This is a genomic window from Halobacillus litoralis (genome assembly GCF_020171725.1).
GTDB lineage: Bacteria > Bacillota > Bacilli > Bacillales > Halobacillaceae > Halobacillus > Halobacillus litoralis_F.
This window is the reverse complement of the sequence record NZ_JAIVAJ010000013.1, coordinates 1-20959: the sequence shown is the minus strand read 5'-3', so window position 1 is coordinate 20959 and position 20959 is coordinate 1. Positions and strand designations below refer to the sequence as shown.

22 protein-coding genes and 1 rRNA gene are annotated in these 20959 nt (G+C 44.6%); 7 read left to right on the top strand and 16 right to left on the bottom strand.

Translation table 11 applies throughout. From position 1 onward, the window contains the following. The first annotated feature begins 100 nt into the window (after positions 1–100). Both LCM20_RS19375 and LCM20_RS19370 read left to right on the top strand, forming a co-directional pair. Positions 101–2317 (top strand): methyl-accepting chemotaxis protein, encoded by a 2217-nt coding sequence (locus LCM20_RS19375; protein WP_225197138.1) that lies wholly within the window; start codon positions 101–103, stop codon positions 2315–2317. 190 nt (positions 2318–2507) lie between these two features. Further along, complete coding sequence (locus tag LCM20_RS19370) at positions 2508–2948, top strand: YtoQ family protein (protein ID WP_225197137.1); 441 nt, start codon at positions 2508–2510, stop codon at positions 2946–2948. Between the two features lie 95 nt (positions 2949–3043). Here the strand turns inward: LCM20_RS19370 and LCM20_RS19365 are convergent, their stop codons facing one another. Next, positions 3044–3556 carry a DUF84 family protein gene (locus LCM20_RS19365; protein WP_225197136.1) on the bottom strand — a complete coding sequence of 171 codons (513 nt, stop codon included), beginning with the start codon at positions 3554–3556 and terminating at the stop codon, positions 3044–3046. Positions 3557–3645: 89 nt separating this feature from the next. Continuing rightward, positions 3646–4713, bottom strand: coding sequence for a M42 family metallopeptidase (locus LCM20_RS19360; protein ID WP_225197135.1), 1068 nt, complete (start codon positions 4711–4713; stop codon positions 3646–3648). 147 nt (positions 4714–4860) lie between these two features. On the opposite strand from LCM20_RS19360, the gene LCM20_RS19355 reads away from it, so the two are divergent. Continuing rightward, positions 4861–5178 carry a PepSY domain-containing protein gene (locus LCM20_RS19355; RefSeq protein ID WP_225197134.1) on the top strand — a complete coding sequence of 106 codons (318 nt, stop codon included), beginning with the start codon at positions 4861–4863 and terminating at the stop codon, positions 5176–5178. A gap of 49 nt (positions 5179–5227) precedes the next feature. Here the strand turns inward: LCM20_RS19355 and LCM20_RS19350 are convergent, their stop codons facing one another. The 4 genes from LCM20_RS19350 to LCM20_RS19335 all read right to left on the bottom strand — a co-directional run bounded on the left by LCM20_RS19350 (position 5228) and on the right by LCM20_RS19335 (position 9249). Beyond that, positions 5228–6085 (bottom strand): YtnP family quorum-quenching lactonase, encoded by an 858-nt coding sequence (locus LCM20_RS19350; RefSeq protein ID WP_225197133.1) that lies wholly within the window; start codon positions 6083–6085, stop codon positions 5228–5230. 68 nt (positions 6086–6153) lie between these two features. After that, on the bottom strand, positions 6154–6798 hold the full coding sequence (gene trmB / locus LCM20_RS19345; protein WP_225197132.1) for a tRNA (guanosine(46)-N7)-methyltransferase TrmB: 645 nt from the start codon (positions 6796–6798) through the stop codon (positions 6154–6156). A 555-nt stretch (positions 6799–7353) separates the two neighbouring features. Beyond that, positions 7354–8154: a phosphotransferase family protein gene (locus tag LCM20_RS19340; RefSeq protein WP_225197160.1), complete on the bottom strand. Its 801-nt coding sequence runs from the start codon at positions 8152–8154 to the stop codon at positions 7354–7356. Positions 8155–8319: 165 nt separating this feature from the next. Further along, entirely contained in the window at positions 8320–9249 is a 930-nt protein-coding gene (locus tag LCM20_RS19335; protein ID WP_225197131.1) for a diacylglycerol/lipid kinase family protein, read from the bottom strand. 80 nt (positions 9250–9329) lie between these two features. Between LCM20_RS19335 and LCM20_RS19330 the strand changes: the two genes are divergently transcribed. Then, on the top strand, positions 9330–10349 hold the full coding sequence (locus LCM20_RS19330; RefSeq protein ID WP_225197130.1) for an EAL domain-containing protein: 1020 nt from the start codon (positions 9330–9332) through the stop codon (positions 10347–10349). Here LCM20_RS19330 and LCM20_RS19325 read toward each other — a convergent pair. Genes LCM20_RS19325 through LCM20_RS19305 form a run of 5 tightly spaced genes read right to left on the bottom strand, consistent with a single transcriptional unit; the run spans position 10336 to position 15429 of the window. Beyond that, on the bottom strand, positions 10336–11262 hold the full coding sequence (locus LCM20_RS19325) for an NERD domain-containing protein (RefSeq protein ID WP_225197129.1): 927 nt from the start codon (positions 11260–11262) through the stop codon (positions 10336–10338). The genes LCM20_RS19330 and LCM20_RS19325 overlap by 14 nt on opposite strands. Before the next feature lie 2 nt (positions 11263–11264). Next, complete coding sequence (thpR, locus tag LCM20_RS19320; protein WP_225197128.1) at positions 11265–11822, bottom strand: RNA 2',3'-cyclic phosphodiesterase; 558 nt, start codon at positions 11820–11822, stop codon at positions 11265–11267. Positions 11823–11824: 2 nt separating this feature from the next. Next, on the bottom strand, positions 11825–13009 hold the full coding sequence (locus LCM20_RS19315) for an MFS transporter (protein WP_318247334.1): 1185 nt from the start codon (positions 13007–13009) through the stop codon (positions 11825–11827). Between the two features lie 15 nt (positions 13010–13024). Then, a complete protein-coding gene (gene pepV, locus LCM20_RS19310) occupies positions 13025–14410 on the bottom strand; it encodes a dipeptidase PepV (protein WP_263622201.1) in 1386 nt (461 codons plus the stop codon). Further along, on the bottom strand, positions 14410–15429 hold the full coding sequence (locus LCM20_RS19305) for a potassium channel family protein (protein ID WP_225197127.1): 1020 nt from the start codon (positions 15427–15429) through the stop codon (positions 14410–14412). Before LCM20_RS19305 ends, pepV begins: the two co-directional genes overlap by 1 nt. Before the next feature lie 178 nt (positions 15430–15607). On the opposite strand from LCM20_RS19305, the gene LCM20_RS19300 reads away from it, so the two are divergent. After that, positions 15608–15805 carry a DeoR family transcriptional regulator gene (locus tag LCM20_RS19300; protein ID WP_412098011.1) on the top strand — a complete coding sequence of 66 codons (198 nt, stop codon included), beginning with the start codon at positions 15608–15610 and terminating at the stop codon, positions 15803–15805. Positions 15806–15847: 42 nt separating this feature from the next. Here LCM20_RS19300 and LCM20_RS19295 read toward each other — a convergent pair whose 3' ends face one another. Then, positions 15848–16567 (bottom strand): pseudouridine synthase, encoded by a 720-nt coding sequence (locus LCM20_RS19295; protein WP_225197125.1) that lies wholly within the window; start codon positions 16565–16567, stop codon positions 15848–15850. A 15-nt stretch (positions 16568–16582) separates the two neighbouring features. Further along, on the bottom strand, positions 16583–18190 hold the full coding sequence (locus LCM20_RS19290; RefSeq protein WP_225197124.1) for a polysaccharide biosynthesis protein: 1608 nt from the start codon (positions 18188–18190) through the stop codon (positions 16583–16585). A gap of 104 nt (positions 18191–18294) precedes the next feature. On the opposite strand from LCM20_RS19290, the gene LCM20_RS19285 reads away from it, so the two are divergent. Continuing rightward, the gene (locus LCM20_RS19285; protein WP_225197123.1) at positions 18295–19554 is read left to right on the top strand and encodes an NAD(P)/FAD-dependent oxidoreductase; all 1260 of its coding nucleotides are present in this window, start codon (positions 18295–18297) and stop codon (positions 19552–19554) included. Between the two features lie 11 nt (positions 19555–19565). Continuing rightward, on the top strand, positions 19566–20009 hold the full coding sequence (locus LCM20_RS19280) for a GNAT family N-acetyltransferase (protein WP_225197122.1): 444 nt from the start codon (positions 19566–19568) through the stop codon (positions 20007–20009). Here LCM20_RS19280 and LCM20_RS19275 read toward each other — a convergent pair. The 3 genes from LCM20_RS19275 to rrf all read right to left on the bottom strand — a co-directional run. After that, positions 20006–20209: a hypothetical protein gene (locus tag LCM20_RS19275; protein WP_225197157.1), complete on the bottom strand. Its 204-nt coding sequence runs from the start codon at positions 20207–20209 to the stop codon at positions 20006–20008. The genes LCM20_RS19280 and LCM20_RS19275 overlap by 4 nt on opposite strands. Before the next feature lie 102 nt (positions 20210–20311). Next, positions 20312–20581 (bottom strand): hypothetical protein, encoded by a 270-nt coding sequence (locus tag LCM20_RS19270; protein ID WP_225197121.1) that lies wholly within the window; start codon positions 20579–20581, stop codon positions 20312–20314. Positions 20582–20849: 268 nt separating this feature from the next. Next, positions 20850–20959, bottom strand: a 5S ribosomal RNA gene (rrf, locus tag LCM20_RS19265); the annotation flags it as partial.

Genomic DNA, 20959 nt, shown 5'->3' with positions numbered 1-20959 from the left:
TTCTTACCTTCTTTTAGCCTATTGTCTTTGTAAGTCTAAAGTTCTATAATTGTAAAAGATATGTAAAGAATGTTCTAACAATTCAAAAAGGAGGAACTTCATGAGTTCTATACGCAACAGGGTTTGGTTGATCATAGGTGTATCTTTACTTAGTCTGCTCGTACTTATTGGTTTTTCTACATATTTTTTCAATGAACAAACCGATCTTGCTGAAGAAAGCCGCCACGTCCAATCCGCCCGCCAAGACAGTGAAGAAATCAAATACTTAATGAGTTACACATCGAATAAGGAGCAGCAATTTTTGAACGACCCTGACGAGGCTTCTGCTGAAGAGATTGCTTCTGCAATCCAACTCGTCATTACAAGTTCGAATTCATTCGCTGAAAAATACAGTGAGTATCCGGAAATCAGCGAAAAATTCGGCTTAATAGAGGAAAGCGCACAGCAATACGCATCTGAGCTTGATCCCCTCATCAACATGTTCCGCTTAGTTGGATTTTCCGGCACAGAAGGGATGTATAAGTTCATCAATGAATCCTACTACGAGTTCGAGAAGTTGGTCAACTCCATCGACAATCCTGAACTCGAAGCTAAATTGTTCGAGATGAAAATGCTTGAACAGGCTTTCTTAAATAACCCTACAGGAAATCATCTTGCTGATTTCCAGGACAGCGCTTCGGAATTCGAAGACCAAGCGGAGTCTTTGGATATTTCTGAACGCCTTATGAGTTCGACCGATACGACGCTCTTGAAATATGAACAGACTCTCGTCTCCATCAATAGTACGTTCGATCAAGCCGATACGATTCAAGAGTCATTCGCAACGATTTCATCCAACGTCTCCAACCATATCAATGAAGTGATCATTGCAACCGACGAAGTCAACTCAGCCATGGAAGATGAACAAGCTGCACTTAAGAACACGATGACTATGCTGTTGATTGTCATCGGTGGCCTCGCTCTGTTGATTACCTTTGGGATAGGTTTCGTCTTGATCCGTTCCATTTCCAAGTCGATCAAATCACTGAAGGATGGGGCAGCCATCATTGGCCAGGGAGATCTTTCCCACCGAATCGAAGTGAAGTCACAGGATGAACTTTCTCAAGTGGCGGAGCAGTTCAACGTAATGGCTGACAGGATGGAACATTCGTTACAAAAGGTGTTAGGTGCAAGTGAAGTACTGCGGGGCTCTTCGGACCAATTAGCGGATGTATCCGAACAAACGACTATGCAGACTCAGGAAGTCAACGCGGCCATCAACCAAGTTGCCGTAGGCTCGCAAGACCAGGCCAACAAGCTGGACGAAAGTACACAGCTGATTGAACACGTATCTGAAGCAATTGACGAAACGAAGAAATCTGCTGAGGACATTGAGAATCGCCTTAAACAAGCCGATCAAGATGGAAAAGCAGGGCTGTTGACCGTTGAAGAACTTGAAAACACGTCGCTGTCCTTTATCGATCTCGCCTCTCACATGTCTCGTGAAGTTCAGAAAGCTTCGAAGCAATCACAGGAAGTAAACAAAATCGTCTCAACCATTGAGGACATTGCTGACAGTACGAATCTCCTTGCTTTGAACGCAGCGATTGAATCAGCAAGAGCTGGAGAATCCGGTAAAGGGTTCGCTGTAGTCGCTGACGAAGTACGAAAGCTTGCAGAACGTTCTAAATCAGAGGCGCACAGTATTCAGGAACTTGTGAAAACCATGAGTCAGCAGATGACACGACTATCAGAGGAAGCAGAGCAGTTCGATCACTTCCAAGGCTCACAAAACAAAGCCGTCATGCAGACTCGAGAAGCATTTGACCGCATTTCCAGTCATGTGGAGGGAATGAATAAACAAATCTTCCATGTGAAAGATGCAGTCGAAGGTGTTGAACATGTGAACGAAGATGTGAAGCAGAAATTACATGAAATCAGCATCATTTCTGAGGAAGCTGTCGCAACAGCAGAAGAAGTCGCGGCCTCAAGTGAGAACCAGCTGCTTTCAACAGAAAAAGTAAATCAATCAGCAACTGACTTACAAGGTATCTCCCAGGAACTTTCCGCGGAGGTGAACCAGTTCACGATCAACGCTCACCCCGACTCTGAAGAAGAGGTAAGCTCGGAGAATAGTGCTGTTGAAGAAAGTTTAGAAGAAGAATCCCCTCTATCGCAGGAGGAAGAAGCTGAACGAATGGAAGCCAACGACCATGATCAATCAACTGAGAGCGAACGTAACGAAGAAGAAGCCTCCGAAGACAACGAACGTCTCGAAGAGGAACACCCGAACGACAATGAGAACGATACAGATGAACACAATCAGCGTTTAGCTTAAACGATTGCCCCTGGGTATCCAGGGGCTTTTTATTTGCTTTCAGAAGGTCGTCTCGCTTCTGACTGGCATAAAAGCACATACATGGGCGTTTAGTCTATCTTTTTTTGATTATAGGAACACATATTACTAGACTCTAACCCGTTCATCAATCATACTTCATGGTAGATGACATAATCAGGAGGTTGAACTGATGGAATTAACTGTATACTTAGCTGGCCAAATTCATGACGATTGGCGAAACGAATTGAAAGAAAAAGCTAAACAAAAAGAACTGCCGATCACGTTTGTCGGGCCCCAGGAAAACCACGACCGTTCAGATGACATCGGAGAGGCTATCATGGGGGAGCAGCCGTCCAATGTGTACCGTGATGATGCCGCTTCGAGCGTAAATAATTTCAGGACACAAGTACTCCTTCAAAAATCGGATGCGGTGGTCGCTCTATTCGGAGAGAAGTATAAGCAGTGGAACACTGCCATGGATGCCAGCGCGGCCATCCAACTGGGCAAGCCACTCATTCTCGTTCGCCCAGAATCACTCGTACACCCGTTAAAGGAGCTTTCCAACCAAGCAAACGTAACGGTAGAAACGCTTGACCAGGCGCTGGACGTACTGGCTTACATTTACGAATAACGAAAAGCCGGCATCTTTATCCGATGCCGGCTTTTCAAGTTGATTGGAATGCGGAAGGTAGAATGTTCTTTACCTTCTACCCGCTTCCCAGGTATTCATTCTCCCTGCTTCTTATAGAACTGCCACTGGCCTTTAAGTAATCGGACGACATGACTGAACATTTCCTGCCTTTGTACAATGTTGTCTGTAAAAATCCCAATCGCACCTTCGTTCTTACTGACCTCATGTTTATTGGCATAGTCATCCATCACTTCGCCCAGTTCTTTTCCCTTTTCCAATTCTTTTTTAATTTCATCGGGAAGCTGAATTCTTGCTCCACTTGCGGTGAACACATTTTCTTTCTGATCGACAAGGGCTCCCCAGTTGCAAAGGTACAAGTCATTTTCAATTTCCATGACTCCTCCTTCAAGCCCGATTCCGAGGCTGGCCTTTTTGGATGAGGCGCATTCCCGGGCGCGGTTGATGGCCCCTTCGAGCGTTTCTTCATCAGAGAAAGGCTGAGCAGCTACTTTAGACTCAACTTCCATTCCAACGATATCTACCTCCGGAAACACCTGCTTCACGGAATCAATTTTTGTAGGGTTCAGCGATCCGACTACGATCTTCACAGTACCAGTCACCTTTCTCTTCGTTCTTCGTCTGACTATCATAGCATAAGATTCTACGCTTCGCAGGTACTGAATCCATCTTTTATACGTTAGACGTTCTGATTGATTTGATCCACTGCGTTTTGGTCAGTCGTTTTGACAAGCTTCACAAGCAATTCTTTCGCCGCCGCATAGTCATCCACGTGAATGATTGAAGAGGATGTATGGATGTAGCGTGAACATACTCCTACGACAGCTGACGGAACACCGTTGTTGGACATATGAACGCGACCGGCATCTGTACCACCCTGTGAGATGAAATATTGATACGGAATGTCATTTGTCTCGGCCGTATCAAGGATGAAGTCGCGGATTCCTCTATGAGTAACCATAGAACGGTCGAGAATACGTAATAGGGCTCCTTTCCCAAGCTGACCAAATTCCTTCTTATCGCCGCTCATATCATTTGCTGGCGATGCATCAAGCGCGTAGAAGATATCAGGGTTGATCATATTAGCGGATACCTGAGCACCACGAAGTCCTACCTCCTCCTGTACTGTAGCTCCGGAATATAGTTTGTTCGGAATCGTCTGTCCTTGAAGTTCCTTCAGCAACTCGACAGAAAGACCACAGCCATAGCGGTTATCCCACGCCTTGGCCATCACTTTCTTTTCGTTCGCCATCGGTGTAAAAGGACAAATAGGAACGACGGATTGACCCGGTTTAATACCAATCCTCTCTACATCCGCTTTATCATCTGCTCCGATATCAATCAGCATATTCTTAACATCCATCGGCTTCTTACGCTGTTCGGGCGTCAAGTTGTGCGGTGGAATCGAACCGATCACTCCTACAACCGGACCGTTTTCTGTAATGACCTGTACACGCTGAGCGAGCATGACCTGGTTCCACCAACCGCCAAGCGTTTGGAAGCGGAGCATCCCGTTATCTGTAACCTGCGTAATCATAAAACCTACTTCGTCCATGTGACCGGCGACCATTACAGTCGGCCCTTTGCCATCCCGGACACCGAAAACGCCACCCAGGCGATCCTGCACGACCTCATCAGAATATTTTTCCAGTTCCTGCTTCATGAATCGGCGGACATGATGCTCATTACCAGGAGCACCCGGAAGCTCGGTTAACGTTTTAAAGAGTTCTTTTGTATCTGCATTCATCGTATGTACATCTCCTTTATAACAATCTCTCTCTATTTTAACGGAACTTTGAAAACGTTTCTACAAATCCGCTGTGTAAGTTTTGATTTCCTATTTACGGGAAACTTTAGTATACTGTGAGTAGAATATAGTTGTGAGGTGATTGTTTTGAATTGGAAAAAAGTTGCCTTAGCTGCTGGTGTAGGAGCATTAGCCGGCTATGTTGTAAAAGAACAATTGAGCAATAGTCAAAGTGTAACGCCTGAGAAGGCACTTAAAATCGCGAAAGAAGCGTTCAAAAAGCAAGGTCCTATCAGTGGATCATGGATTTACATGAGACCAGAGGAATTGAACAAGAACGGTATCAACTATGACGTATACCGTGGTGGAGTCTCTAAGCAGGAAGATGGCAAGACTTCTCAGTTCGAATTCTATATCGACACGGAAACAGGTACAATTGTTGACGTTGCCGAGACAACTGCGTAAGCGAGAACTACAGAAAGCATCGCGTTCCTGGAACGCGATGCTTTTCTATTTACTCCGTATAATCATGTGGCGTTCTTTCCACCTTTTCAATCACATTTCCCTCCGAATCGAACTTCAGCGCACGGTACTGTGCATCGTGATAGAAAATATACCACGCCTCTCTCTCATATCCGTACTTCATCCATTTTTGTTTTTCATGGACAGATGTGACCGGATAATCGTCATAAGCAAGAACCCAGAGGACGTTCTGGTGAGCATGAGTAGGCATGATATCCGCCATATGGATAAACGTCTCCTCCCCGTCTTTGAACACAATGACCGAATGACCATCACTATGACCGCTCGTATGATACATAGAGAGACCTGGGAGCACTTCAATGGAAGATTCAAATGTATGTACTTGGTGCTCAACCGGCTTCCAATTCATTTCCCAATACGTATTTTGGGAGCGGATGTTTGGCTCACGCATTTCATTCCACTCGACTTGACTCGTATAAACCACGGCATTCGGAAAAGCAGAAGCATAACGGTCGCCTTCTACGACAGACAAGCCACATGCATGATCGAAGTGAAGATGAGTCATTAAGACGATATCCATATCTTCTCTTGAATACCCTAACGACTGAAGCGAGGCATCGATGCTCGACTCTTCTTTCACCCCGAAATTTCTCCGCTGCTTATCGGTCAGCTTACCATTCCCGATCCCTGAGTCGATCAATACCTTCTTCCCATCTAACTCGAGTAGAACCGGATCTGTACGCAACTCAATTTGATTCTTCTCATTGACAGGGTATTTCCTGCTCCAAAGCGGCCTCGGAACCACGCCGAACATGGCACCGCCATCCATATGAGTCACGCCTCCATTCAACCATGTCAGCTTAGCCCGACCTATTTGCATCGATTCCATTTAAACTCCCCCTTATAAACAAATATAGCTCCAGTCTACCATAGAGACTGGAGCTATTGTAAGCGGTATCATGTTCTGAACTTTGCTGTGCAACGGTAGATCGGCTGGCCCTTCGCCGAAAACTTCTCTTCATATTCAGTCGGAACGTTCAACGGATCCTCATCGGCGTGCAGATCAACAGATACATCCTCAATCAGCATCCCGTATTGCGAGAAACTCATTAATGAATACTCAAACAGTCCTCTGTTATCGGTTTTCAGGGTTACTTCTCCCCCAGGTACTAGCACACCCTCATATTGTTCCAGAAACGTATGGTACGTCAACCTACGTTTTTCATGACGATTCTTCGGCCACGGATCAGAGAAATTCAAATAGATGTGGTCTACTTCATTTGCAGCAAACAGATCACGAAGGTCCTCCGCATCTTCATTAACGAGCCTTACGTTCTTAGCTTCACTATCCATCACTTTCTTCAAAGCACCAACAATGACACTCTTAACCCGTTCAATTCCGACAAAATTGATATCAGGATGCTGTTTTCCCATCCCGGCAATGAATTGGCCTTTACCAGAACCAATCTCTAAGTGCAGTGGGTTTTCTTTATTTTCAAAAATACTTTTCCAATTCTCTTTGCATTCAAAAGGCTTTTGAACAACGATATGGTCATTCTCTCTCATAAAGTCGTCAGCCCAAGGTTTGTTTCGTAAACGCATGGCGCATCTTCCTCCTTCTTATCGTTAAAATCGTACCATGTTATCCGGTATTTTTAAAACTTTTTCATGATTTTTACGAATTCAGGTGGATAACGGACGATAACGAACGATTTATGACCATATCAGGATTATTCACGCCTGAATGAGCCTTACCACACACCAGTATGAAATTCATCCCAAATGAGGGGTTGGATTGTAAGCGCTTACTGATTTACGATAGTAATCGTGTTACAAAACAAAATTGGAGTGATGATGAGACTCATGAAACTAATTAGTAAGTTCTTCGAAATGACTGTACTCGCTGTTTTCTCTGTTTTATTCGCAGGTTATGCTGTATTCATATATCCATTTGAAAAGTTGAGCGAAAAAACGAGCTCAGAGGTTCGCGAAAAGAAACTCAAATATACCCCAACAATCAGTCAATAATCCTTCAACATAAATAACTCTTTCTCAGCGGAACCTCATTCAGAGTTCCGCCTTTTCTTTACCCAATTGAAGAAGTTTAAGATCAATAATAAAACGAAGCACCTAAAAGTGCTTCGTTTTATATTAGCGTTATTTGATTATCCCTTGTTTTCTCATCATACTTTTCAGCTTGTTCAGACGTAACGTTGCTTCGTCGTATTCTCCACGCATTTGATGCCATTGAATAAAAGCAAGAGATTGCGAAACCGCATACCAGATCATACGCTCAAACAGTTGGTCATCAGGAGAAATTCCATATTCCTTCAACCAATTCTCCCATTCTTCCTCTGGAATATAAGAATGAAGAAGCATGCCAAGGTCCAGTGCGGGATCTGCTACCATCGCATTATCCCAATCAATCAAATAAAGCTGATCATCCGCAGAGAGCAGCCAATTGTTGTGATTGGTATCACAGTGACAAACAACATGCACATCGTGATGGACATCATCCACTCTCTCTTCCAGAAAGGTAACAGCCTGTTGTACTTCGTCATGTGGATCGACTCGGTTCAATACCGTCTGATTCTCTTTTATATCTTTCAATACTTCATCAGGAGTTAAAGGATGCTTCCCTAACCTCATCAACATATCCAGAAGCTCTGTTGAATGGTGGATTTTGCTTAACAGTGCAGCGACCCTCGGGTGATTCATTTCTTTCGGCTGCAGCTCTCTTCCCTCGAGCCACTCCTGAGCTGTAATTACGTCACCATTCTCAAGGCGCTTGGTCCACACAAGCTTTGGTACAATTCCTTCGGCAGAAAGTACAGCAAGAAATGGAGAGGAGTTACGCTTAAGAAATAAACGCTTTCCTTCCGTCTGGGCGTAGTAGGCTTCTCCTGTTGAACCGCCTGCTGGTGTAACTGTCCAATTATTACCAAGTATATGTTCCAACCAATTCACCTTCAATTCCTCAAATCTTCCTGTGATGACATCACGTTCATTATCTATCTCTAGTATATCGTACTTTTGTACCCAGCCAAAGTTTTTATTATACGACTCGAAAATCTCACTTCATTAGACTAACTCATTCGGCTTGGTTATTTCAAGAAAATTTCTTCAACCGAAGTAGATATTTCGTGTTTTTTCGTCTTTTTTCACTTCGCATTGGAAACATTCTCCTGGCTGGCCATCTACTTGAAACGGAACCGGGGCTTTGGAGGTCACTTTGACGGAACCCGCTTCAAAGGTTCGAACTTCTTTCAGTTTCGTATGCTTCCCGAAGAAAACGGTCAGGAAGAAGGCCAACACTTTCCACTTTGGAATATCCTCAATTATGGTGACAGAAAATGTCCGTCTTTTCATGTCAGAGTCCGGTGCAATCTTCATCCCACCACCGTAGTATGGATGGTTCGTCACCGCAACGAGAGTGGTGCTTCCCGAATGTTGCTTTTCTCCATCAATCTCGATTTCTAGTTTTCTAGGTTGAAAGTCTCTCAAAACGGGTAGTAGAGCTACAGTATAAATAAAACGATGAAGGTGTAAGATCCGAATCCACTTGCGAAACTTCGGTTGATTGGTAAATTGAATCAATTCTCCGTCTAAGCCAAACCCAATGTTATTCACAAAGACTTTTTGACCATGTCTGTATCTTTTATTCGTCGTGAACCTTCCCAAATGAACAGACATACGCTTAGGGTTTCTTACAATCTTCTTAAACAATGCTACCCCTTTCAATTTAGATTTTATGCCTCGCGCGAAGTCATTACCTGACCCGGCCGGAATAAAAGCTATGGGAATAGACGGATAGGCATGAAGTCCATTCACAACTTCGTGTAACGTACCATCTCCCCCGATGACAATGACACATTTCAAATGTTCATGGTGCATTTCAGCGATCTGTTCAGCTAACTTCTGTCCGTGTCCTTCATAAGAAGTACGGAATGATCGGCAATTTCTTTCTTTAAACACCGGCTCTTTTTGAATCGCCTGAAATATTCGGTCAGCCTTTCCGTGACCCGCATGCGTATTTACTATCAATATATACATCAGACATATCTCCTAGATCGAACAGATTACTTTTGAAACTACTTTCTATTTTAGTATAATAAAGAAAAGGAGGAAGAATATTGAGTAAAGATTGTCAATTTTGTGGAACGAGCGTAACCCTTCCTGAAAGAGGTGCTCTCGTTATCAACCGAAAAAATGTTCATATGGACCAGCCGCCTAGTGAAATCGTCCTTGATTACCAGGATGAAAGTACAATGGTTTTTCAGTACACATCTGTTCCAAACCTTGTGGCCACCCTGGAACTTCTTACAGAGCAGAACCAATCGAACTATTGGCTACATATTCTGAATTTGGACACTTCCCAATCATTCCCAATATCAATCCATCACTTATATGAACGACTGAAGTATCCTGACCTTGCTTCGATCATTCACAGCGGAGCTTTCACTTCTCACCTGCAGCCCATTGTTGATATGTCTACGAATGAAGTATACGGCTATGAATCCCTTTTGCGGACGGAAAATCCTACCGTCAATCCGGGACAGCTTTTCTCCTATGCCCAAAAGTCCGGTCTGCAGTCGATGCTGGACCAGAAGGCGAGAAGATCAGCTGTAAAGGCAAAATCAGAGCACTTGAATAAGGGACAGAAGGTTTTCATTAACTTTTTACCGTCTACTATCTATGTACCGGAATTCTGCTTAAAGCATACGTTCCAAATCGTAAATGAATTCCAAATTGACCCAGCTGACTTAGTGTTCGAAGTCGTGGAAACAGAAAGAGTGACCGACGTGGACCATTTGAAGAAGATTCTCGACACATATAAGGCATCCGGTATGAAGGTCGCCCTGGACGATGTAGGCACAGGATACAGTACATTGGAGATGCTGTCGCTACTCGAGCCGGACTACTTAAAGGTCGATCGCTCTTACATTCAAGATTGTCATAAGAATGAAGAGAATCAGGCTTTCTTACATCAAGTCATGGAGAGAGCAGAGATGATTGGGATTCACGTCTTAGCAGAAGGGATTGAAACGGCTGAAGAATGGGAATGGCTGAACCAACTCGGAGTTGATTTCGGACAGGGATACTTCATTGGAAAGCCAAAAGCTGTTCCGGAGAAAGAATTTATTCTTCCATAAATTCTTTCGGATCCTCATCCCACTCCGGACGCTTGAAGGACGTCGTCTGACAGTGTTTCAACAACGCGTCAGCTGCTTTCAGTTGATCATGCTTCAACGGAGACACAAGCTTCCGTTTCTCATGAAGCCACGCTTCATACCGCTCACGACCGATATAACGGGTTGAATATGGTTCCTGGCTTTCTTTAACGAAGAGGTCAGGAGCCAGGACGACCTTCTGAACTGGAAAATTCAAGTCGTACGCTTTCCATACGCTCTTTACAAACGATTCCGTCCGCTGTAAGGCAAAAAGCGGACTCAGAACTTTACTTCTTACATCCCCCTGCTCTACAAACCAACTGTTCTCAGAATTCGGTTCAACGATTCCGTTTACCTGTCCTTCCATGTAGTAGATGATTTCAATTCCATGAGGACTGATCAGAATAGGCAGAGCTTCCATTTCAGCTTGACGAAGAACGACAATCGGGTGATACATGAGGAAATAGGTGTCAGGAAATCGCTGCAGAAAATATTTAAGGCGGTCATCCTCTTTATAAGATCGGTCAACAAAAGACTTCTCTCTTAATGTTGTGGAGGCCCATTTCAATTGAAATGGAAAAAGACCGTCAAGAAAGTATTTTTTCAACTCCTCCATTGTTTGAGGGAGATCATCGTTAACCTCCTTTTCCATCTCTTCATTTGTAAGCGACTGTTTTTCTTCTTTTTGAAAGAACTTCTTCCATCCCTGTTTCTTCTCTTCATGATTCCAGGAGGATTCCACTGGTTCTTGAGGTTGTTGCAGCATTCCTTGTTCATATAGATGCTTCATTTTATTCCAATTTTCTTTTTTTAATCGAATGTACTGTGCAGGGTACTGATAAATATTAGACTCATAGCGGGATGTATAATCCTGCAATTTAATCAATTGAGCCATCCTCACTCCTCCTCATTCAGCCATATCGTGGCAACCGCTTCATATTTCTGCTTCTGTTTTGGATGGATTCGATACAGGCAGATTTGATTTACGTGCTCTTCAAACTGCTCATCGAACAACTTGTTTTCATTGATAAGGAGAGGCGAAAGGCCTTCTGCCCCTTTCTTGGCGATTGTCACATGAGGGGTGTAGGCTCTCTTCTCTTTCTCCCAGCCTAGTTCGACAGCTGCTGTCTCCACCATCTCCTGCAAGGCTATAAGAGCAGCGTGTTTTTCTACACCGGCGTGAAAGACTCTTGGCTGCTTCGGCTGACCGAAACTTCCAGCCGGGCCAATGGTAACGTTGAACGAAGGCAAGGTTTTTACATTGGCAAGCTCCCTTTTCAGTTCTTCTATCTTTTCATCGGCAGAAGCACCAAGGAATTTCAATGTAATATGAAAGTCTTTCTCGTGTGTCCAAACTTTATAGTTCATGGACTTTCTGAGCTCCTCCTGCCACTTCCGGAGGTTCTTTTGTAATGATTCAGATATAGGAATTCCAATAAAGTAATGGTCCGCCATCTTTAAACAGCTCCTTTAACAGGTTGGTTGGTCCACCTCATCACTACAAGTACGAGCAGCATCCCGGTAAAAGTCATCACTGAAAAGAATCCATACATCCCCGTGACACTCCACACGTCAATCAGCACGCCTCCAATAAAGGTGAAAAACGCATTTCCGATTCCGTTCCCTACGGCGGAATACAATCCAACTGCCGTTGCCCGAACATTGTCTGGTGCCAGTTCACGAACGAGAATTAGCGCAGCCGGTATATAAAGACCTACTGAAATCCCTTGAACGATTGTCGTGGCGTAAACCACTTCACTCGAAGGTTCAAAGAAGTACAAGAGCCACCTGCTCCCAGACACCGCAGAACTGAACATAAGGACCCGGAGGACGCCCATGCGGTTGATGACCTGCTGAGCGAACTTCATAAATGGCGCTTCACTTCCTGCTGCCAGCAGAAAGGCGACCCCGACACCTGACAGCGTTCCACCTACAGAGAGGATGAATGTTCCAAAGTAATAATTGTTAGCTAGAACGGGTCCGAATACTAAGAAGTTCGATACAAGAAATAACAGAAAAGCTTTACGTTTGATCAGCACGCCTAACCCTTGTCTGAATGAGGTCGAGACGTGATCGGCTCGTTTCGGAAATTGAAACAAAGCCACTAAAGCAAGCAGAAGACCACTTGAGAAAAAGGTAAAGATCCAATCCAAAGATCCTGAAGCTTCGGTTACCCGGCCGAGTACAAATACAGCCACCGCAAAACCGACCGCTCCCCACAAGCGTATATTGCCGTACTCCTTATGATGCTTCTGTACAAAATTCAACGATAAGCTGTCGGACAAAGGAACAATTCCCGATTGAAAGAGAGCAATCACGATGATTCCAAGTAAAAGTGCTGGGAACAATTCCAAAACCGGATAAAAAAAGCCCAGCGCAGAGGCCACAACCGAAGCAATCATTAACAATCGCTTCGGTCTCCTCGTTACATCACTGAGCATCCCCCAAACCGGCTGAATAAAGATGGTGACGAGAGGTAACGCAGCAATGACAAGGCCGATCTGCGTATGATTTAACCCTTTTTCCTCCTCCAGGTACACAGACAACAGTGGAAACAAAGACCCAAAGGCAAAGAAGGCAAAAAAGTAAAAGAGTTGAATGAACCGATACGTTTTTTCCGTTGATGGTGCGGACATTTGCATAAACCTTTCTTACATTTATTTCGTTAATTCATAAATCACTTTCGCATAGATTTCGATGGCCTTCCTCATATCCGAAAGAAGCACATGCTCATCTTTCTGGTGGGCAGTATCCGGACTGTGGCTGAACATCGCACCATAAGCAACCCCAGCGTCCAGAGCCCGTGCATATGTCGCTCCGCCCATGGAGTGAGCCGTTTCATTCTCCCCCGTCACCTCATTGTAGACGGAAAGCAATGTCTGAATGAATGGATGATCCTTCTCGAGGTAAAGGGACGGTAGGTGGTCATACTCTTCCCACTTTCCGTTTAACTTCTGTGAGTAATTCGACAGTTGATCACAGACAGCCTCATAGTCCGCTGTAACTGGATACCTGAGATTGAAGCCTATTTGCGCCTTCTGCTCTTTTGTAACCGTGAGAGAGCCCATATTCAACGTCAGTGGACCTGATACATTATCTTCACGTTTCAAGTCGAGTCCGCTGCCGTCAGTTTTAGAGAACCCTTTATGGATCTCCTTCAGCAGGTTCTCATCCTGACTGGAGAGAGGAAGTTGGATGATAAAGGAAAGCAGCTCTGTGATGGCATTTTTGCCAAGCTCGGGCTTACTGGCATGTACAGAATGACCGTTCACGGTCAACTTGTATTGATTCCCGATATTATCAATCTCTCCGTGGAGGTTGTTCTGATCCAGAAAATGATAGAAGTCTTCATGAAGGTCATAACTGGAGACGAGCGTCGCCTCAGCTTCATCAGGAACCATATTCAGGCGGTCACCTGCCTGGAGATTTTGAATCGATACAAGAGATTCTTCATCTTCCCCGTGAAGCGAAAACGTGATGTACCCGTCGAGCAACCCCTTCTCCGCATGGATGACCGGAAACGAAGCATCTGGTGTGAATCCGAACTTCGGCATCTCTTCCTTCGCAAAATAATGCTCGATCCCCTTCCAATCCCGCTCCTCATCCGTTCCTACTATGAGACGCACACGCTTTTTCGGTTCAAATCCTTGGTCCTTTAACAGTTTCATGGCGATGTAGGCAGCCATTACAGGACCTTTATCATCCTGCGCACCTCTGGCATAAAGCTTGCCATCAATCACGGTCGGCTCAAACGGCGGTGTCGACCACCCTTTTCCAGCAGGCACAACATCCAGATGACCTAGTATTCCAAGGATTTCTTCTCCTTCACCATATTCAATGTGCCCAGCATGGCCATCGATGTTCTTGATTGTGAATCCATCATCTTCCCCAATCTTCAGTGTTTCCTGTAGAGCATCATCGACCGCCTTTCCATAAGGGTAGGTCTCACTCTCTTCATAGACACTTGGAATGGAAAGAATTCGATACACTCTATCCATAAACTCTTGTTCGTACTTTTCACTAAGCTGTTTGAAATCCATCATCATCCTTCTCCTCTCATGATTTTGGAATACGTTTCTTTGTCGCAGACGGCATACAATTCAGCAGACGCGGGAATGTTCTCATCCAACTTACGGTTGATGGCTAAGTCCTGTCGATCCGCAATCAGTGTAGCCCCTTCTTCTAAGAGCGCTTCAAATGCGTCGCGGTACGTACTCCACCCTTTTCTTTTCGGGATATGGTATAAGTCTTCCCCAACAGAGCGTCTGAGTAACTGACCGTAGATTTCAGATATCCCTTTTCTGAACGCAGAGCGAACGGCAAGAGAGGAGATGGTTTCATTGGAAACGATGAATTCATCTACACGAACATGCTTGAAATTCTCAATATGCTTCTCGTCCATAATCTCTACAATTGTATGGACCTCAGGCGCAACCGCTTCAATAGAAGAGGCAATCAACAACGACTTTCCATCCGTCATTTGGTCGTTCTGCATAAGGTCGTCGGAGAAAATCAAGACCGCTTTCGCTTCCTTCACATTGGCCTTCTCTAATGTTTCACTATTGGCTGCTTCGCCTTTTATGTAATGAACGTTATCACTCAGCATCGGAGCTTCTTTCAATTGATCGATCAGAACCACTTCCACATCCTTGTCGGTTTCGACAATTTCCTGAATAGCAAAGTGAGCCTTTTGTGACCATCCGATAATGATGAAATGACCTGATTCTTTGTACACAATATCACCCTCGATTCTCTTTTTTCTGAAAATAGCAAGACTGTCGATGATTTTGCCGATGGCTACCCCGATCAAACCGATTCCGAAGATATAAAGAAAGATTGCAATCCACCTTCCGGTAACCGTTACGGGAAAGTAGTCACCGTACCCCACTGTCGTGACCGTGGTCATGACCCACCAGAATCCATCAAACAGTGTCGGGAATGTATCTTTTTCCACCCAAGTAATCAGAATAGAAGAGAAAACAACCAGAATCACACTTGAAAGGAACAAGACATAATTGTTGATCCCAACCAGCTTCAAGAAAAGTTTCCTTAAAATCAGCATCTTCCAACCTCCTCGCATTAATATTTTGTAAATTTGGTGAATAATCTGTTAAATAACGACAATTCGGTAGCACGTTCTTAAGTAGTGTTGTAGAATGTAATCAACTTCGAAGTTCCTAAGCACCACAATATTTCCAAGACAAATAAGGAGTGGTTTTTTGAATCATCCATCATCCCGAATGCTAAACCGCATCAAATCTGTTTACCTTTACATCAGCAAAGTCGGAACAGTAACTACCAGCGAACTAGCAGAAGAATTCGGTATCACCGACCGAACAATGCAAAGGGATTTGAGCATTTTGGAATATAACGGACTGGTAAGTAGTCCGAATCGTGGAAAGTGGACAACGACGGAGAAAAAAGTAAAAATATCATAATGACAATTTGGCCACCCGGAGAAGCTCTCCGGGTGTGTTTTTTTATAAACCGGAATTAGAAATTAAATAATCGAGTTCCTCATCTGTCAATTCTCTGTACTCTCCTAAATCAAGATCAGGATCAAGCTCGAGGGTACCCATTTTGATACGTTTCAAGTACACGACTTTTTTTCCGACTGCTTCGAACATCCGCTTCACCTGATGGAATTTTCCCTCCGTAATGGTCAGCTCGATCTCAGACTCTTCTCCAGAGTGGAGAACCGTCAGCTCACCCGGTTTTGTATGATATCCATCGTCCAATGTCACGCCTTTTGAAAAAGCAGCCACATCTTCCTCCGTCACTTTTCCTTCGATCACGGCGTAATACGTTTTTCCGATGTTTTTCTTTGGAGATGTGAGTCGATGGGCAAGCTGACCATCATTCGTAATCAGCAGAAGCCCTTCAGTGTCTTTATCCAGACGCCCAACCGGAAAAGGATCAAATACATGATCCTCCGGCTGCAGAATATCAATGACTGTTGTATCTTGAGCATCTTCTGTCGCCGAAATAAGATCCCCGGGCTTGTTCATCATTAAATAAATGAATTCCCTGTATTCGACCTCATCCCCCATGACCGTTACGGAATCCGCATCCGGGTCCACGTGGGTTTTAGGGCTCTTTTCGGGGGTACCATTCACCCGCACATGCCCTGCTTTGAGCATGGTCTTGACTTCCTTTCGTGTTCCATAGCCCATATTGGCTAACAATTTATCTAATCTCAAAAAGATGTCCTCCTTTTACGAACGCTTTAGAAACTTGTCGAGCATATTGATTCGTCCGCCGAGTACACGCTCGAGAAGCGTCGTTTTATAGATTAACCACAAGTAGACGCCCCCTCCAATGATGATGCTTAGAGTCAATACGATGAGAGAATCCAGTCTGCTTTCCATCGGATTGAATACAAAGCCGAGGAGTACACGTGCGATCAAGACGGCAACCGTCATGAATACCGTCAGGATTAAAATTAGCAATGTACGTTTATAGAGCGGCTTTAAGTCGAATGTAATGGATGTGAAGATTCTCCAGAAGTTCAGTACCACTGCTGTTGTCACACCAAGCCCAGTGGCAAGGATTGCGCCTTTCGCTCCGAACATTTGAATGAACCACCAGTTACATAATACTTTCAGCAAAATACCGGATCCCAGGCTGACAACGGCAAAGTTTTGTCTGTCGATTCCTTGTAGAATGGATGAAGTAACCGTATAAAGCGCCAAGCCTAGTCCGACAGGTGCGTACCACCTTAACAGTCCGCCTCTGAATTCGATGTCTTCTACTCCGAAGAACGTGGCGTACGCCTCCATCGCCACTGCTGAAAGTCCGAAGACAGCAGGGATGATCAAGAGAGCCACAATTTGCAGGGCTTGGTTGATTTGGCGGTTCAAGTGCTGCAAGTTATTGTTTGTAAACGACTGCGTGATCGCGGGCAGAAGCGCCAGTGACAGGCCGATTCCGAACGTAACTGGAATCATGACGAGCTTATGACTCAAAAAGTTGATTGTGGAATAAGCATCATTGTACGCAAAACCAGCCGCCTCCATCGCTTTTTTCAGCGTGAATTGGTCGACAATCTGGTATAAAGGCGTTGCGATTCCGACCAAGATGAATGGACCGGCATACGTAAAGAGCTCTTTGAACATATCCTTCGTCGAAAGTCCGTTCGTGAACTCCTGAGCGCTTAATTGCCGATCTAGATATGGCTTTCGCTTCCGCCAGTAAATATAAAGAACAACACAGGAGGCAAGTCCTCCAATAAAAGCTCCGAATGTGGCGAATCCGACGGCGACTTCCGTACGCCCGTCCATAAGCTGTATAATAATGAATACAGACACAAGAAGAAAAGCAATCCGGGCAATCTGTTCGACTACCTGTGATACGGCTGTCGGCGCCATCGATTCATTCCCTTGGAAGAACCCTCTCGTGATGCTCATCGGTGGAATAATCAGTAAAGCAAAACTAACCATTCTGATCACTAAGGTTGTGTCCTCAATAAGCGGAGAACCACTTCCAACCGTCCAAATGGCTACCTGCTCAGCTGAGAAAAACAGGATCAGGAAAGCGATGAAGCCTGTAACCGCCATCAAAGCCATTCCTGCCTTCAGCATATTGCGTCCGGTCTCATAGTCCCCCAGCGTGTTGTATTTCGATACAAACTTCGAAACAGCTACAGGGATTCCCATACTGGACAGGCTTAATAAAATACTGTAAGGCGTGTAACCATAGGCAAATAGGTCTGTTCCCGCAGGTCCAACCATATTTTCAAATGGAACGGTGTAAATCATACCTAAAAACTTGGAGAGAAAGGTTCCTGCTGTTAATAGTAACGTTCCTTTTAAAATCTTCGACATATTTATTTATTCACCTTCAATTTAATTGTAGAATCGACCCTATCTATTTTATCATAGATAGAGGGTAAACAAGGAAAGAACGGAAAAAAGAAAGGAAGTACACCATGACCTATCAAGTAACGGTAATCGGTGGTGGCCCATCTGGTTTGATGGCTGCCATCGCAGCAGCAGAACAAGGGGTTAAAACCCTCTTAATCGATAAAGGGAAGAAACTCGGAACTAAGCTGGCTATATCTGGGGGAGGACGTTGTAATGTAACCAACCGCCTGCCTGAGGAAGAAGTCATCAAGCACATCCCGGGAAACGGAAAGTTCCTTTACAGTCCATTCTCTGTCTTCAATAATTATGACATCATTGATTTCGTTGAAGGGCTGGGCGTAGCTCTGAAAGAAGAAGACCACGGCCGCATGTTTCCAGTCAGCAACAAAGCCAAGGACGTCGTCCAATCCCTATTGAATCAACTCGATGAACTCGGAGTGGAAGTTCGTAAATCCACCCCAGTTGAAGCGATTGATTACGGAGAGCAGGAACATACAATTATTTTGAAGTCCGGTGAAAAAATACAGACTAATGCCGTCGTGTTAGCCGTTGGCGGGAAAGCCGTCCCCCATACAGGAAGTACAGGAGACGGATATGCCTGGGCAAAGAAAGCGGGACATACGATCACGGAACTGTTCCCGACGGAGGTCCCGCTGCTATCAAACGATGCCTTTATAAAAAACAAAGTCCTTCAGGGATTGTCCCTTAGAGATGTAGACGTCTCCGTATTGAACAAGAAAGATAAGAAAATCGTCACCCACCGTATGGATATGCTGTTTACGCACTTTGGTCTTTCCGGTCCCGCCATTCTTCGCTGCTCTCAATATGTAGTCAAAGAATTTATGAAGGGACACAGACCGGTGACTATCGAGATCGACTGCCTGCCGGACTGGAAACTACAGGACCTTTATCAACACTTACAAAAAGAGTCAAAGGATCAACCGAAGAAAGCCTTCCGGAATGTAGTAAAAGGCATTGTTCCAGAAAGAATGCTCGATTATGTGCTCGAACTGGTTGAGATCAGTCATGAAGAGAAAGCCGCGAACATTTCCAATGCCAAATTGTATGACCTCGCGCATTACTTGAAACAGTTCCATGTGCATATTCATGACAGCCAGCCTATTGAGAAAGCTTTTGTAACAGGCGGTGGCGTCTCAATAAAAGAGATCGTCCCGAATACCATGCAGTCCAAAGTGATGAATGGATTATACTTTTGTGGAGAGATATTAGACATCCACGGCTACACGGGTGGATATAATATTACATCAGCTATGGTGACTGGTCGAGTGGCCGGTATGCACGCCGCTTGGGAATCCATGGCCTGAGGAGGAGAAATATGGAGATCAAAACAATTGATGCAAAGGACACCTTGACGTTGAGGCACGACATCCTTCGTCCTAATCAATCTTTAGACGACTGTCACTACCCAAACGATGAGGAAAACGACACCTTCCATCTTGGTGTCTTTAAAGATGGTCAGCTGATCAGTATAGGTTCCTTCTACGCCGAACACCATCCGGACATCCCTGATGGGAAATCCTTTCGCTTAAGAGGTATGGCGACCCTTCCAGAATATAGAGGCAAAGGAGCCGGAACGAAAATCATTTCAAAAGCAATGGAAATCCTGGGGGAAAAGAACGCTGACATTCTATGGTGCAACGCCCGAATGAGTGCACAGGGCTACTATGACCATCTCGGATTCATGCAAGCCGGTGACGTGTTTGATCTCCCTCCTATCGGTCCACATGTCGTTTCATATAAGAAAATCGAGAAGCTTTAGATGCTTCTCGATTTTCTTTTTCTATATTCTTTTTCACGACCTAACGCTTCATTGATCAACACCTGCATCTGGTCGCGATCCTCTTTTGTAACTTCTGGATCATCGGGCTGCCAGTCCAAGGTGTATAAAATGTAGTACCTGCGTATCCGTCGGAAATAAAATATCGTATTCGGGAATTTATCAAAATACCCGCGCACCATCTTCCTCCGCGAATAGCTCCAACGTACAAGTTCGATAGTGATCCCTCCGAACATATATTCTCATTTATTATAACGAGAAAAATCCGGTACTTCAACACGCTTTTACCAAATAAACACTAATCCCAAGTAAGCAAACAAGATACTGCTGCTTACATATAAGTAACCATACACCTTCAGAGCCTGATAACGGTTCGTCACTCCGAATACCCCTACTCCCGCAAGCCATAGAATGATGGCTATGAAAGCAACATGCTGAAGGGTGGAAATGTCTTCACGAAGTGAGGCAAGGTAAAAGCCTATCGGTATAAGAACAATCATCATCGCATATTTCCAGTTTAAATAAGTATCCTGTTTGCGCTCATATTTAACCAATTCTCTCAGACCTCCTGAACATTGTAACCTTACACATTCCCTTTTCACGTTCCAAACAAACACCGTCTGTGGATGTCTCTCGTTGGGGGGACACTATGATATATACAACTTCCATAGGATATCATAGTGTCCGTCCATTCTATCTACGTGTCCAGCATACTCAGCATAGGCTAACCTTGAAAGAATAGATCACTTCCATGCATTAGCATTAAATGTTTTATACTATGAAAATCCCCTTAGAGAAAATTCTCTAAGGGGATTTCTGTTGACGTGGCGGCGTCCTACTCTCACGGGGGTAAACCCGACTACCATCGGCGCTGAAGAGCTTAACTGCTGTGTTCGGCATGGGAACAGGTGTGACCTCTTCGCCTTCACCAC

Excerpts from the sequence above, each read along its gene's own strand:
- LCM20_RS19275 (WP_225197157.1), bottom strand. The coding sequence starts at position 20,209 with ATGGTGCGCGGGTATTTTGATAAATTCCCGAATACGATATTTTATTTC.
- LCM20_RS19300 (WP_412098011.1), top strand. The coding sequence starts at position 15,608 with ATGCTAAACCGCATCAAATCTGTTTACCTTTACATCAGCAAAGTCGGA.
- LCM20_RS19290 (WP_225197124.1), bottom strand. The coding sequence starts at position 18,190 with ATGTCGAAGATTTTAAAAGGAACGTTACTATTAACAGCAGGAACCTTT.
- LCM20_RS19350 (WP_225197133.1), bottom strand. The coding sequence starts at position 6,085 with ATGGAATCGATGCAAATAGGTCGGGCTAAGCTGACATGGTTGAATGGA.
- LCM20_RS19325 (WP_225197129.1), bottom strand. The coding sequence starts at position 11,262 with ATGGCTCAATTGATTAAATTGCAGGATTATACATCCCGCTATGAGTCT.
- LCM20_RS19305 (WP_225197127.1), bottom strand. The coding sequence starts at position 15,429 with ATGCTGATTTTAAGGAAACTTTTCTTGAAGCTGGTTGGGATCAACAAT.
- thpR (WP_225197128.1), bottom strand. The coding sequence starts at position 11,822 with ATGGCGGACCATTACTTTATTGGAATTCCTATATCTGAATCATTACAA.
- trmB (WP_225197132.1), bottom strand. The coding sequence starts at position 6,798 with ATGCGTTTACGAAACAAACCTTGGGCTGACGACTTTATGAGAGAGAAT.
- LCM20_RS19335 (WP_225197131.1), bottom strand. The coding sequence starts at position 9,249 with ATGTATATATTGATAGTAAATACGCATGCGGGTCACGGAAAGGCTGAC.
- LCM20_RS19315 (WP_318247334.1), bottom strand. The coding sequence starts at position 13,009 with ATGCAAATGTCCGCACCATCAACGGAAAAAACGTATCGGTTCATTCAA.
- LCM20_RS19285 (WP_225197123.1), top strand. The coding sequence starts at position 18,295 with ATGACCTATCAAGTAACGGTAATCGGTGGTGGCCCATCTGGTTTGATG.
- LCM20_RS19360 (WP_225197135.1), bottom strand. The coding sequence starts at position 4,713 with ATGAATGCAGATACAAAAGAACTCTTTAAAACGTTAACCGAGCTTCCG.
- LCM20_RS19375 (WP_225197138.1), top strand. The coding sequence starts at position 101 with ATGAGTTCTATACGCAACAGGGTTTGGTTGATCATAGGTGTATCTTTA.
- LCM20_RS19370 (WP_225197137.1), top strand. The coding sequence starts at position 2,508 with ATGGAATTAACTGTATACTTAGCTGGCCAAATTCATGACGATTGGCGA.
- LCM20_RS19280 (WP_225197122.1), top strand. The coding sequence starts at position 19,566 with ATGGAGATCAAAACAATTGATGCAAAGGACACCTTGACGTTGAGGCAC.
- pepV (WP_263622201.1), bottom strand. The coding sequence starts at position 14,410 with ATGATGGATTTCAAACAGCTTAGTGAAAAGTACGAACAAGAGTTTATG.